This window comes from Methylibium sp., from assembly GCF_965279545.1.
Classification (GTDB): Bacteria; Pseudomonadota; Gammaproteobacteria; order Burkholderiales; family Burkholderiaceae_C; genus Methylibium.
This window is the reverse complement of the sequence record NZ_OZ257250.1, coordinates 1,880,232-1,892,408: the sequence shown is the minus strand read 5'-3', so window position 1 is coordinate 1,892,408 and position 12,177 is coordinate 1,880,232. Positions and strand designations below refer to the sequence as shown.

Sequence of the window (12,177 nt, the reverse complement as noted above, 5' to 3'; positions counted from 1 at the left end):
TGGTGGACCGTGAGGCGTGGCCCCTTTTCCGGGGCTCTGCGTGGAACTGCGGTCAGACCGCGTTCAATGGAATCTTGATGTAGCGGGTGCCGTTGGCTTCCGGCTCGGGCAGCTGACCGGCGCGCATGTTCACCTGCACCGACGGCAGGATCAGCGTGGGCATGCCCAGCGTCACGTCGCGTGCGTGGCGCATCGCGACGAACTCTTCTTCGCTGATGCCGTTGCGCACATGGATGTTCTTCTCGCGTTCTTCGGCGACAGTGCTGACGAAGAGCACCTCACGGCCCCCCGGCTGGTAGTCGTGGCACATGTAGAGCCGCGTCTCGGGCGGCAGGCTCAGCAGCTTGTTGATCGAGCGGTACAGGGTGCGCGCATCGCCGCCGGGGAAGTCGCAGCGTGCGGTGCCGTAGTCCGGCATGAAGAGCGTGTCGCCGACGAAAGCGGCGCTGACCGTGTCGACACCGGCGCCGTCGCTCACCACGTAGGTCATGCAGGCCGGCGTGTGGCCAGGTGTGTGCATGGCACGGGCCTGCAGGCTGCCGATCGCAAAGGCCTCGTCGTCGGCGAACAGATGATCGAACTGGCGACCGTCGCGTGCAAACTCGCTGCCGGCGTTGAACAGTTGGCCGAACACGCTTTGCACGGTCGTGATGTGCTGGCCGATGCCGAGCTGGCCACCGAGCTGCTGCTTCAGATAGGGGGCGGCGGACAGGTGATCGGCGTGCACGTGGGTTTCCAGGATCCACTGCACGTTCGCGCCGAGTTCCCGAACGCGGGCGATCAACTTGTCGGCACTGGTGTTGGACGTGCGGCCCGACTTCGGGTCGTAGTCGAGCACGCTGTCGACCAGCGCACACTGCTTCGTCTTCTTGTCGAAGACGATGTAGCTGACGGTCCAGGTGCCGGGGTCGAAGAATCCTTCGACCTGCATGTTGCTGCGGTGGTCCATCGATGTCTCCACGCGATTGGGAATGGGGCGCACGCGGCGCCCGGCCGGGCGCCTCAGCGGCGCTTGACCGGGCAGGTGTCGATGCCCAGCATCGAGTACAGCGGGCACATGCCGAGCGCACCCGTGAGCAGCGGCACGATGCCGATGTAACCCCAGGGACCGATGACCTTCGCGAGGGCTAGGCCGATCAGAAGCAGGCCGGCGCCAATGCGCAGCGCGCGGTCCAGGCTGCCTTCGTTCTTTTGCATGGTGAGTCTCCTTGGATGTCCTGAACGCGGTGGCGGTGAAAATCGCGCCGTCACGCAGGCCTATAGATCAAGAGCCGTGCCACCCCGGTTCGATTCGGCGCCGGCAATCCAAGTCATTGATCTGTAAAGAGTTTTTCTGGAAGACCGGTCAAGCGGCCACGACCGGGCCCCGTCCTGGCAGCTCGGGATGGCAGTCCAGACTGCCGCGTTGGCAGATGTGGCAGTGGGGCGCACAATCGCCCCCAACCCAGGCGACGCCCCCATGCCGAACTCACCGAAGCCCCCTCGTCACGAACCGTCGGGCAGCCTTGTGGCCGAGCCACCGGTGCTGCGTTCGCCGCCGCAGGTCCAGGCTCTGATCTCGTTCCTCGAGCACGAGACGCAGCCGATGATCGTGCTCGATCCCGACTACAACATCCTGGCCGCCAACACCGCTTACCAGCGGCAGTTCGGCACGGTCGACAAGCCCTACATCGGCCACAAGTGCTTCCGCGTTTCGCACCACTACGACCTGCCGTGCGACCAGGCCGGCGAGCACTGCCCGATGAAGAAGGCCTTCGAACTCAAGGGACCCGACCGCGTACTGCACATTCACCACACGCCGCGCGGGCCGGAGCATGTCGACGTGGAACTGCGGCCCATCCTGGATGCCGGCCGCGAGGTGGTGGCCTATGTCGAGCGACTGGTGACCGTGCGCAACGCCTCGGCGCGGCCCAGTGCCGACGGCCTGGTGGGCCGCGCGCCTGCTTTCAACGCGGCGCTTTCGGCGGTGCAGCGCGTCGCGCCCTCGATGCTCCCCGTGTTGTTGCTCGGCGAGTCGGGCACCGGCAAGGAGTTGTTCGCCCGCGCCGTGCACGAGGCGAGCGAGCGCGCCGGCGGTCCGTTCGTGGTGGTCGACTGTTCGGGCCTCACGGAAACGCTGTTCGAGAGCGAATTGTTCGGCTACGAGAAGGGCGCCTTCACCGGCGCCAACGCGCGCAAGAAGGGGCTGGTCGAAACGGCCGAAGGCGGCACGCTGTTCCTCGACGAGATGGGCGACGTGCCGCTGGCCATGCAGGTGAAGCTGCTGCGCCTGATCGAGTCGGGCAGCTTTCGCCGCGTGGGCAGCATCGAAACCCAGCAGGCCAACTTCAGGCTGGTCGCGGCCACGCACAAGCCCTTGCAGCAGATGGTGGCCGACGGGCGATTTCGCCAAGACCTCTACTACCGCATCAGCGCCTTTCCGATCCACCTGGCGCCGCTGCGCGAGCGAGCGGCCGACATCCCGCTGCTGGTCGATTCGTTTCTGCAGCGCGGCGGCAGTTCCAAGCACCGCGTGTCGGTGCAGCCCGAGGCGATGGCCCGGCTGCAGGCGCACGATTGGCCGGGCAACATCCGCGAGCTGCGCAACGTGCTCGACCGGGCGAGGCTGTTCGCCGATGACGGCGTCGTGCGTGCCGAGCACCTGCCGGAGACGTTCGACCGCGGCCTGGCGCGTCCTGCGGTCACGGCGCCTGCCGCCGGCCCGGCGTTGTCCCGCGCCGAGGCCGACGACGCCGAACTGAAACGGCTGGTGGCCACCGCGACCTGCACACGGCGCGAACTGGCTCGGCAACTGGGCTTGAGCGAACGCACGCTCTATCGCCGGCTCAAGGCGGCGGGCCTGGCCTGATCGGGGCCGTTGCCAGCGGCCCCGGCGGTGCGATGCGCAGCCTCGGCGCTGCAAACGCGGCAAGCGGGAAGCTCCCTGTTGGCTGCCACTTGACAGGACGCGACTGCCACGTTGGCAGCAACGGCCGACCTCGGCATGAGTCCATTCGCCCGCGTCGCGCAGTGCCGCTTCCCTGTGGAATCGGCGAGGTTTGCGCGCGTGGCTCGCGGTATCCGTTCATTGGCACGGAACTTGGGGTGACGAGGGACACGACCCACGATGAGCGCCGCCTGTTGCGCCGGCTCGTCGCTGATCGAATCGATACCCAACGGCAAGGAGCCGACGATGGACCAGAGCCTTCCCCTTCCCACGCCCGGCGCCACGCCAGGTGACCTCGAACGCCGCTACTGGCTGCTGGCCACCGGTGCGGCAGGTTGCGCGGCCGCAGCGGCCACGGCCGTTCCGTTCGTCTCGACCTTCGCGCCCAGCGAACGCGCCAAGGCGGCGGGTGGGCCGGTCGAGGTGGACCTCTCCGACATCCCGCCCGGCGGCACCAAGACCGTGGAGTGGCGCGGCAAACCCGTCTGGATCGTCCGGCGCACGTCGGAGATGCTGGCCGCATTGCAGGGCCATGACGCGCAACTCGTCGACCCGCAATCGGTCAGGGAACAGCAGCCGGCCTATGCCAGGAACGCGGCACGGGCCGTCAGGCCCGAAGTGTTTGTCGCCGTCGGCATCTGCACCCACCTGGGCTGCTCGCCCGGCGCGGTGCCGGCCGGTACCGCCAACCCGAGCCTGCCGGCCGACTGGCCGGGCGGCTTCTTCTGCCAGTGCCACGGCTCGACCTTCGATGGGGCAGGGCGTGTGTTCAAGAACAAGCCGGCACCGACCAACCTCGAGATCCCGCCGTACCGCTACGCGAGCGACACGCGCATCCTGATCGGCGACGACAGCGCGGCCTGAAGGACGAACGACCAGCGGTCGTTCAGGACTTCAAGCGGGCAGCGGCTTCACTGTCTTCACGGATGTGCTTCAGGAAGTAGCGAATGAAGAAGACACCCATGCCGAGCATGAAAGTGATGCCCGCCAAGCTCATCAGTCCGACGTCCGACGTGAAAAGGTCTTTGAGGGCATGCATCGAGATCTCCTTGTCACCAAACACCGATCTGATTGAGCGCTCGAATCAGCGGTGATACCTTGTCATGCGTCAACAGGTATCGACGACGGCCCCATCGACACACTCGCGCAACAAGGCGGTGGCGGCAAGGCCGGTTCAGGCGGCGTTGCGGTCGAGCCGCCAGGTCTGGACGCGCAGGGCCAGCCAGGCGCCGCTCACGATCCCCGCCACCGCGAGACAAGAACCCGCCGACAGCAGCGAAAGGCCGCTGATGCCCTGGCCGATGGAGCAGCCCATCGCGGTCACGCCGCCGAAGCCCATCAGCAGGCCGCCGAGAAGATGGTTGCCCATGTCTTCGGCGTTGCGGAACGACTCGATGTGAAACTCCTTGCGGATCACGGCGGAGGCGGCGCTGCCCAGCAGCACGCCCAGGGTGACCGTCACGCCGAAGCTTGCCGCGTTGTTGCGGTCCGACCAGAGCGTCAGCAGGTCCAGGCTGTGAGCGATCGGCGCGGCGAAGGTCAGCGCTTCGGGACGGTGGGAGTAGGTTCCCAGCCAGGCAGCCTCGAGCGTGTCGGGGTGTTCGGGGATGAAGCCGAGATGTCCGGTGAGTGCCCAGGCCACCGGCACCAGCAGTCCGACCAGCACGCCGCCGATCCAGTGGCTGCGCTCCATGCCCGCACGGGCGCGCCACAGAAGCACCACGGCCGACGCCAGCACGAGCGCGAGCACCGCCCAGCGCAAGGCGGCCGGCGGCGCACCGATGAGCGGCGACAACATCGACCCGAGGTCTTGTGGATGCGCGAGCTGGATGCCTGCGGCATCCAGGACGCGAACTCGGGGCTCGGCCAGCACGCCGCGCAGCGTCATCTGCGCCGCGATCGCGGCCACGATCAGGGTCACCCACGACTTCAGGCTGCCGGCCCCCGCCTTCACCAGGCTGCGCTGCGGGCAACCGGAGGTGAGGACCATGCCGTAGCCGAACAACGCGCCCCCGGCCAGGTAGGAAAGCCAAAGGAAGCGGTCGCTCCAGGCCACCGTGCGGGTCGCATCCAGCCACTCCATGCCGATCAGGCTCAGGGTGCAGGTCGCGGCGACGGCCACCGCCAGGATCCACATCATCAGCCGCGCCGTGCCGCCGTAGGTGAACCAGTCGGCCAGCGCGCCCATGGTGCAAAAGCGCGTGGCCTGCGCCACGGCACCCAGTGCCACGCCGACCATGAGGCCGCCCCAGAGGACCGTTTGCGCGGCGGCATAGGGGCTCAGGGGAAGGGCCATGACATGTCTTCGGGTTCGGTGGAGAACGGCTGGCAACGTGGGCCGGATCGGCTGACGATGATGCCCCAGGTCGACGGGGCCGCGTACGCGAGGCCAAGACGTTCGCTCCGCATTGCGGGTTTGTCCGTAGCTTCTATGCATCGCAGAATGCTTATATTTGTCTAGCCGCATAAATAGATTCAATGCCGTTCGGCGCTGCGACACCCCGAACCGGGCGTGCGACAGCGCCACGGCAGTTCGACAGGAGACCCTCTTGGATTCCGAGCCCCGATATTCCGGCCGATTGCTCAAGGCGCCGGAGAACTTTCTCGACGCCCCCGGCGTTCGGCAGGTGTTCGCCGAGGCCAAGTCCGGGCGGCGCGATTTCATCCGCAAGGCATTCGCCGCCGCGGGTGCGGCGGTGGCCGCGCCGCTGGTGGCGGCTCAGTCCAATCCCGTCGCGGCCGATGGCGGGGACCCCGACATCCTCGAGTTGCCGGCACATTCGCGCGGCCTCGGCCAGGCAGTGGTGACCGACGGCTACGGCAAGCCGTCCAAATTCGAGACCAACGTTCAGCGCCGGCCGAGTCCGGGGCTGACGCAGACCACGCAGGCGTCGGTCTCGTTCGCGCCGCTGCAGTCGCTGTTCGGTATCGTGACGCCGAGCGGCCTGCACTTCGAGCGCCATCACCAGGGCTGGTGGGACATCGACCCGTCCAAACACCGGCTGATGGTCAACGGCTCGGACGACAAGATCCTGAAGAAGCCCATGGTCTTCACCATGGACGAACTGATGCGCCTGCCGACCGTGAGCCGCTTTCACTTCATCGAGTGCGGCGCCAACACCGGCATGGAGTGGGGCAACGTGGCCGTGCCCACCTGCCAGTACACGCACGGCATGCTCAGTTGCAGCGAGTTCACGGGCGTGCCGCTGAAGATCCTGCTCGACATGGCCGGCGTGGACTACAGGCGCGGGCGCTACGTGCTGGCCGAAGGGGCGGACGGCTCGTCGATGACGCGCACCGTGCCGATGGAGCTCATCGAAAGCGGTGAGGTCATCGTCGCCTACGGCCAGAACGGCGAGATGCTGCGCCCCGAAAACGGCTACCCGCTGCGGCTGGTCGTGCCGGGCGTGCAAGGCGTCAGCTGGGTCAAGTACCTGCGCCGCATCGAGGTGGGCGACCAGCCCTACGGCACCAAGGACGAGGTGATCCACTACGTCGACCTGATGCCGGGCGGCCTGCACCGCCAGTATTCGAGCACGCAGGAATGCAAGAGCGTGGTCACCACGCCGTCCGGCGGGCAGGTGCTGCTGGACAAGGGCTTCTACAACATCAGCGGCCTGGCCTGGTCGGGGCGCGGCAAGGTGAGGCGGGTGGACGTGTCGGTCGACGGGGGCCGCAACTGGCGCAGCGCACGCCTCGAGACGCCGGTGCTGAGCAAGTGCCTGACGCGCTTCAACCTCGACTGGGTATGGGACGGCAAGCCGGCGCTGATCCAGAGCCGCGCGATGGACGACACCGGCTACGTGCAGCCCACCGGCAAGCAACTGCGTGCGGTACGGGGCACGCGGTCGATCTATCACAACAACTCCGTGCAGAGCTGGCTGGTGCAGGAAAGCGGCGAGGTGAAGAATGTCCAGTTGTCGTGAGTCGACGCGCCGGGCCGCCTCAAGCCCGACTCGCTCCTGCGGGCGGCGAGCGACGGCGGGCGTTGCGGGGACCGTTCGGACCGCGCTGGCCGCCGCTGCGCTGCTCACCCTGGGTGGCCTGGGCCTGGCGCACGCCCAGGCAACTTTTCCCGGCATCGGCCGTGACGCGACCTTGAAGGAGGTGGCCGCCTGGGACATCGACGTGCGCCCCGACTTCAAGGGCCTTCCGCCAGGCTCCGGTTCGGTTGCCCAGGGCATGGACGTGTGGGAGAGCAAGTGCGCTTCCTGCCACGGCGTGTTCGGCGAAAGCAACCAGACCTTCTCGCCGCTGGTGGGCGGCACGACGGCCCAGGACATCCGGACCGGTCGCGTGGCCCGGCTGACGGACTCCGCCTTCCCGGGTCGCACCACGCTGATGAAGGTATCGACGCTGTCGACGCTGTGGGACTACATCAACCGGGCCATGCCCTGGACGGCACCCAAGTCGCTGAAGCCCGACGAGGTGTATGCGGTCACGGCTTACCTGTTGAACCTGGGCGGGATCGTGCCCGACGACCTCACCCTGTCGGACCGCAACATCGCCGACGTGCAGAAACTGCTGCCCAATCGCAACGGCCTCACGACCGATCATGGGCTGTGGCCGGGCAAGGGCATGGGCAATGGCGGCAAACCCGACGTGAAGGTTGCCGCCTGCATGAAGGACTGTGCGGCGGAGCCGAAGGTGGCATCGTTCCTGCCCGACTTCGCTCGCAACGCACACGGCAACCTGGCCGAGCAGAATCGCAGCGTCGGCGCCCAGCACGGCGCCGACACCACGCGGCCGCCGGCTGCAACCCCCGCGCAGGCCAGGCTGACCGTGGCCGCTGCGACGACTGCCGCTCCGGCCCCGGCTCCGGCCGACAGCGGCGCGGCAGCGGCCATGGCGCTGACGCGGAAGCACACCTGCGTGGCCTGCCATGGCGTCGAGAACAAGATCGTCGGCCCCAGCTTCCACGATGTCGCGAAGAAGTACGGCGACCGCGCCGACGCCGTGTCCTACCTGGCGGGCAAGATCCGCTCGGGCGGATCGGGCCTGTGGGGCTCGATTCCCATGCCCGCGCAAACGCTGAGCGAGGCCGATGCCCGGACGATCGCACAGTGGCTCGCCGCAGGTGCGGCCAAGTGAATGCCGGCGGTACTCGCACCAGGGATGGCCCCCATCGTCGAAGCAATACGCTTCATTGGTATTTACAGATAAAGGAGACCTTCATGCAAACCCGTCGAGAGATGCTTTCCCGATCCGCCCAGCTTGCCGGGATGCTGGCGGCGCTCGGGATGCTCCCGGGCGTGGCAATGGCTCAGGCCGCGGGCTACAACACCGCCGCCTTCGACGCCAAGACCATGGCCGACCTGATGAAGTCGTTGGGCGCGGGTGCTCCGGTGCAAAGCAACGACGTGACGATCACCGGCCCCGACATCGCCGAGAACGGCGCCGTCGTGCCGGTGGGGGCGTCGACGGCACTGCCCGGCGTCAGGCGCGTGCTGCTGCTGGTCGAGAAGAACCCGTCGATGCTTTCGGCGATGTTCGATGTGAGCGACGCAGTGGAGGCCAACTTCTCGACGCGCGTGAAGATGGGCCAATCCTCGAACGTGTTCGCCGTCGCGATGATGGCCGACGGCAAGGTCCTGTATGCCGCCAAGGAAGTGAAAGTCACGCTGGGCGGCTGCGGCGGCTGAGCGCCGCACCGCCGCCCACCCACCAACCGTTCGAGGAGAGACACCATGGCAGATCCGATGCGCATCCGCGCCCAAGCCGCCGGCGACAAGACCACCGTCCGCGTCCTGATGGCCCACGAAATGGAGACCGGCCAGCGCAAGGACGCGGCCGGCAAGACCATCCCCGCCTGGTTCATCCAGGAGGTGAGCGCGCAGCTCAACGGCAAGACGGTGATGACGGCCCAATGGGGTCCTTCGGTCGCAAAGAACCCGTTCCTGCAGTTCAACGTCAAGGGTGCGAAGGCCGGCGACAAGATCGGCATCGAGTGGGTGGACAACAAGGGCGACAAGCGCACTGACGAAGCCACCGTTTCCTGATCGCGCGAGCCCACGACAAGAGGACGAGGAGACCATGCGAAACACCCTAGTGATCAGCGCGCTGCTCGCAGCGAGTTGCGCCGCCGTGGCGCAGCAGAAGTCCGCGGCCGACGGCATCGCCGAGTACCGCGCCATGTTGGCCGACGGCAACCCCGCGGAGCTGTTCGAGGCCAAGGGCGAGGAGCTCTGGAAGAAGAAACGGGGCCCGAAGAACACGTCCCTGGAGCAGTGCGATCTCGGCAAGGGCCCGGGTGTCGTGAAGGGCGCCTTCGTCGAACTGCCGCGCTACTTTGCCGACACCGCCCGGGTGCAGGACCTCGAATCGCGCCTGTTGACGTGCATGGAACGGCTGCAGGGCTTCGATGCGGCAGCGATCGCCAAGACGCCTTTCGGCAAGGGTGAGCAGGTCAGCCTCGAAAGCCTGACCGCCTGGATCTCGGCGGAATCCCGCGGGCAGAAGTTCAACCTGCCGCAAGCCCACGCCGACGAGCGCAAGACCTACGAACTCGGCAAGCGCGCGTTCTTCTATCGCGGTGGGCCGTACGACTTCTCCTGCGCCTCGTGCCACGGACAGCCCGACAGGCGCATCCGCCTGCAGGACCTTCCCGAGCTGACCAAGAACCCGGGCGATGGCGTCGGTTTCGCGGCCTGGCCGGCTTACCGGGTCAGCAGCGGCGAGTTGTGGAGCATGCAGCGGCGCCTGAACGACTGCTTCCGCCAGCAGCGTTTCCCGTACCCCGGTTATGCCTCGGACGTGACCATCGCGCTCGGCGTCTACATGGGCGTGAACGCCAAGGGCGCCGAGTCGATCGCGCCGGCCCTCAAGCGCTGAAGGAGCACCCCATGAAGAACAAGAGAACGACCCTCCTCGCGGCAGCAGCGTTGGCCGCGGCGCTCGTCGCGGGCTGCACTTCGATGGCGCCCACGCCCGACTACGACGCGCTGGTGGCGCAGATGATGACCGGCTCGTTCCGCGACGAAGGCATCGCCAAGGTCGACCGGCTGCAGCAGGATGCCGCCAACGCCGCGTGCTCCAAGGCGCAGGGCGGCAGCCCGCCCGAAGACGTGGCCAACGCCATTCGACAAGCCGCGCTGACGAGCGTGCGCATGCCCGCCGACGGAAAGTTCCTCGGTGACTGGCGCGAAGGCGAGAAGCTCGCCCAGAACGGCCGTGGCATGACCTGGACCGACAAGTCGGCGGCGCCCGCCGCCAACGGCGGCAACTGCTACAACTGCCACCAGATCACCAAGGCGGAAATCTCCTTCGGCACCATCGGCCCCAGCCTGTACAACTACGGCAAGCAGCGCGGTGTCGTCGACCCGGACAGCGCGGCGTCGCGGCCGATCGTCGAATACACCTGGACGAAGATGTGGAACGCCAAGGCCTACAACGCCTGCTCGGGCATGCCGCGCTTCGGCCATGCTGGCCTGCTCGATGAGACCCAACTCAAGCACCTGATGGCGCTGATCCTGGACCCGAAGTCGCCGGTGAATCAGTAGGCCATGAATCTCTCCAAACGCGAGTTCCTCCAGGTGCTGGGGGCGGCTTCTGCCGCCGGTCTGAACCTTGGCCGCTACGCCAACGCCGATGCGGCGACTGCGCAGCAAGGGCTGTACGACCTGCCGACCTTCGGCAACGTGTCGCTGCTGCACATGACCGACTGCCATGCGCAGCTGCTGCCCATCCACTTTCGCGAGCCCAGCGTCAACATGGGCGTGGGCGCGATGCAGGGCCAACTGCCGCACCTGGTGGGCGAGTCGCTACTCAAGGCAGCGGGCTTGCGGCCCGGCAGCGAGCAGGCGTTTGCCTACACCTACCTCGACTTCGACCAGGCGGCGCGCCGCTACGGCAAGGTTGGCGGCTTTGCGCATCTGACCACCCTCGTCAAGCAATTGAAGACCAGCCGGCCCGGCGCGCTGCTGCTCGATGGCGGCGACACCTGGCAGGGTTCGGCCACGTCGCTGTGGACCAATGCGCAGGACATGGTCGACGCCTGCAAGCTGCTCGGCGTGGACGTGATGACCGGCCATTGGGAGTTCACGTACGGCATGGACCGGGTGAAAGAGATCGTCGAGAAGGATTTCAAGGGGCAGATCGAGTTCGTCGCGCAGAACGTCAAGACCAACGACTTCGGCGACCCGGTCTTCAAGCCGTACGTGCTGCGGGAGATCAACGGCATCCAGGTCGCCATCATCGGCCAGGCTTTCCCGTACACGCCGATCGCCAACCCGCGCTACATGGTCGCCGACTGGAGCTTCGGCATCCAGGACGAGAACATGCAGAAGGTGGTCGACGAAGCGCGGGCCAAGGGTGCGAAGGTCGTCGTGCTGTTGTCGCACAACGGCATGGACGTGGACCTGAAGATGGCCTCGCGCGTGCGCGGCATCGATGCGATCTTCGGCGGCCACACCCACGACGGCGTGCCGGTGGCGATACCGGTGGCCAACGCAGGAGGCAAGACGCTCGTCACGAACGCCGGCAGCAACGGCAAGTTCCTCGGCGTGATGGACTTCGACGTCAAAGGCGGCAAGGTGGCGGACTTCCGCTACCGCTTGCTGCCGGTCTTCGCCAACCAGTTGAAGGCCGATCCGGCCATGGCGGCCCTGATCACCAAGGTGCGCCAGCCGTATGAAGCGAAGCTGGCCGAGAAGCTCGCGATCACCGACGGCCTGTTGTACCGCCGCGGCAACTTCAACGGCAGCTGGGACCAGCTCGTCTGCGATGCGCTGATGGACGTGCAGGGGGCAGAGATCGCCTTCTCGCCCGGCTTCCGCTGGGGTACCACGCTGTTGCCGGGCGACGTGATCACGCGCGAGCTGATGATGGACCAGCTGGCCATCACCTACCCCTACGCCACGGTCAACGAGATGACCGGTGAGACGATCAAGACCGTCCTCGAAGACGTGGCCGACAACCTGTTCAACCCCGACCCGTACTACCAGCAGGGTGGTGACATGGTGCGCGTGGGTGGGCTGGCCTACACCTGCAGCCCGGCCGAGAAGATGGGCCAGCGCATCACCGACATGCGCCTGGCCGGCAAGCCGATCGAAGCCGGCCGCAAGTACAAGGTGGCCGGCTGGGCGCCGGTGGCCGAAGAGGCGCGGGCGGCACCGGGCAGCAAGCCGGTCTGGGACGTCGTAGAAGGCTGGCTGAAGTCGCAGCCCGGAGGTCACGTGAAGGCCCGCACCATCAACACGCCGACCTTGCTGGGCGTGCAGGGCAACCCCGGTATCGCCAAGGGCTGACATCTC

General features: G+C 67.1%; 13 protein-coding genes. 9 read left to right on the top strand and 4 right to left on the bottom strand.

The window, feature by feature from the left end:
• Nucleotides 1–52 precede the first annotated feature (52 nt).
• Together ACQY9S_RS08810 and ACQY9S_RS08805 are read right to left on the bottom strand one after the other, a co-directional pair.
• Entirely contained in the window at nucleotides 53–949 is an 897-nt protein-coding gene (locus ACQY9S_RS08810; RefSeq protein WP_428424902.1) for an MBL fold metallo-hydrolase, read from the bottom strand.
• A 53-nt stretch (nucleotides 950–1,002) separates the two neighbouring features.
• A complete protein-coding gene (locus tag ACQY9S_RS08805) occupies nucleotides 1,003–1,197 on the bottom strand; it encodes a YgaP family membrane protein (protein WP_428424900.1) in 195 nt (64 codons plus the stop codon).
• A 388-nt stretch (nucleotides 1,198–1,585) separates the two neighbouring features.
• On the opposite strand from ACQY9S_RS08805, the gene ACQY9S_RS08800 reads away from it, so the two are divergent.
• Both ACQY9S_RS08800 and petA read left to right on the top strand, forming a co-directional pair.
• The gene (locus tag ACQY9S_RS08800) at nucleotides 1,586–2,848 is read left to right on the top strand and encodes a sigma-54 interaction domain-containing protein (RefSeq protein ID WP_428425662.1); all 1,263 of its coding nucleotides are present in this window, start codon (nucleotides 1,586–1,588) and stop codon (nucleotides 2,846–2,848) included.
• 324 nt (nucleotides 2,849–3,172) lie between these two features.
• Nucleotides 3,173–3,790 (top strand): ubiquinol-cytochrome c reductase iron-sulfur subunit, encoded by a 618-nt coding sequence (petA, locus tag ACQY9S_RS08795; protein WP_428425660.1) that lies wholly within the window; start codon nucleotides 3,173–3,175, stop codon nucleotides 3,788–3,790.
• Nucleotides 3,791–3,812: 22 nt separating this feature from the next.
• Here the strand turns inward: petA and ACQY9S_RS08790 are convergent, their stop codons facing one another.
• Together ACQY9S_RS08790 and ACQY9S_RS08785 are read right to left on the bottom strand one after the other, a co-directional pair.
• On the bottom strand, nucleotides 3,813–3,965 hold the full coding sequence (locus ACQY9S_RS08790) for a DUF3149 domain-containing protein (protein WP_428424898.1): 153 nt from the start codon (nucleotides 3,963–3,965) through the stop codon (nucleotides 3,813–3,815).
• A 135-nt stretch (nucleotides 3,966–4,100) separates the two neighbouring features.
• Entirely contained in the window at nucleotides 4,101–5,222 is a 1,122-nt protein-coding gene (locus ACQY9S_RS08785; RefSeq protein ID WP_428424896.1) for a YeeE/YedE family protein, read from the bottom strand.
• A gap of 253 nt (nucleotides 5,223–5,475) precedes the next feature.
• Here ACQY9S_RS08785 and soxC point away from each other — a divergent pair, with 253 nt between their 5' ends.
• From soxC to soxB, 7 genes are all read left to right on the top strand, one after another.
• The gene (soxC, locus tag ACQY9S_RS08780; protein WP_428424894.1) at nucleotides 5,476–6,852 is read left to right on the top strand and encodes a sulfite dehydrogenase; all 1,377 of its coding nucleotides are present in this window, start codon (nucleotides 5,476–5,478) and stop codon (nucleotides 6,850–6,852) included.
• A complete protein-coding gene (locus ACQY9S_RS08775) occupies nucleotides 6,836–8,017 on the top strand; it encodes a c-type cytochrome (RefSeq protein WP_428424892.1) in 1,182 nt (393 codons plus the stop codon). Before soxC ends, ACQY9S_RS08775 begins: the two co-directional genes overlap by 17 nt.
• An 83-nt stretch (nucleotides 8,018–8,100) precedes the next feature.
• Nucleotides 8,101–8,568: a thiosulfate oxidation carrier protein SoxY gene (soxY, locus tag ACQY9S_RS08770; RefSeq protein WP_428424890.1), complete on the top strand. Its 468-nt coding sequence runs from the start codon at nucleotides 8,101–8,103 to the stop codon at nucleotides 8,566–8,568.
• Between the two features lie 45 nt (nucleotides 8,569–8,613).
• Nucleotides 8,614–8,925, top strand: a complete 312-nt coding sequence (gene soxZ / locus ACQY9S_RS08765; protein ID WP_428424888.1) for a thiosulfate oxidation carrier complex protein SoxZ — start codon at nucleotides 8,614–8,616, stop codon at nucleotides 8,923–8,925.
• 34 nt (nucleotides 8,926–8,959) lie between these two features.
• Entirely contained in the window at nucleotides 8,960–9,757 is a 798-nt protein-coding gene (soxA, locus tag ACQY9S_RS08760) for a sulfur oxidation c-type cytochrome SoxA (protein ID WP_428424886.1), read from the top strand.
• 11 nt (nucleotides 9,758–9,768) lie between these two features.
• Nucleotides 9,769–10,425, top strand: coding sequence for a sulfur oxidation c-type cytochrome SoxX (soxX, locus tag ACQY9S_RS08755; protein ID WP_428424884.1), 657 nt, complete (start codon nucleotides 9,769–9,771; stop codon nucleotides 10,423–10,425).
• Nucleotides 10,426–10,428: 3 nt separating this feature from the next.
• On the top strand, nucleotides 10,429–12,171 hold the full coding sequence (gene soxB, locus ACQY9S_RS08750) for a thiosulfohydrolase SoxB (RefSeq protein ID WP_428424883.1): 1,743 nt from the start codon (nucleotides 10,429–10,431) through the stop codon (nucleotides 12,169–12,171).
• Nucleotides 12,172–12,177: the final 6 nt, after the last annotated feature.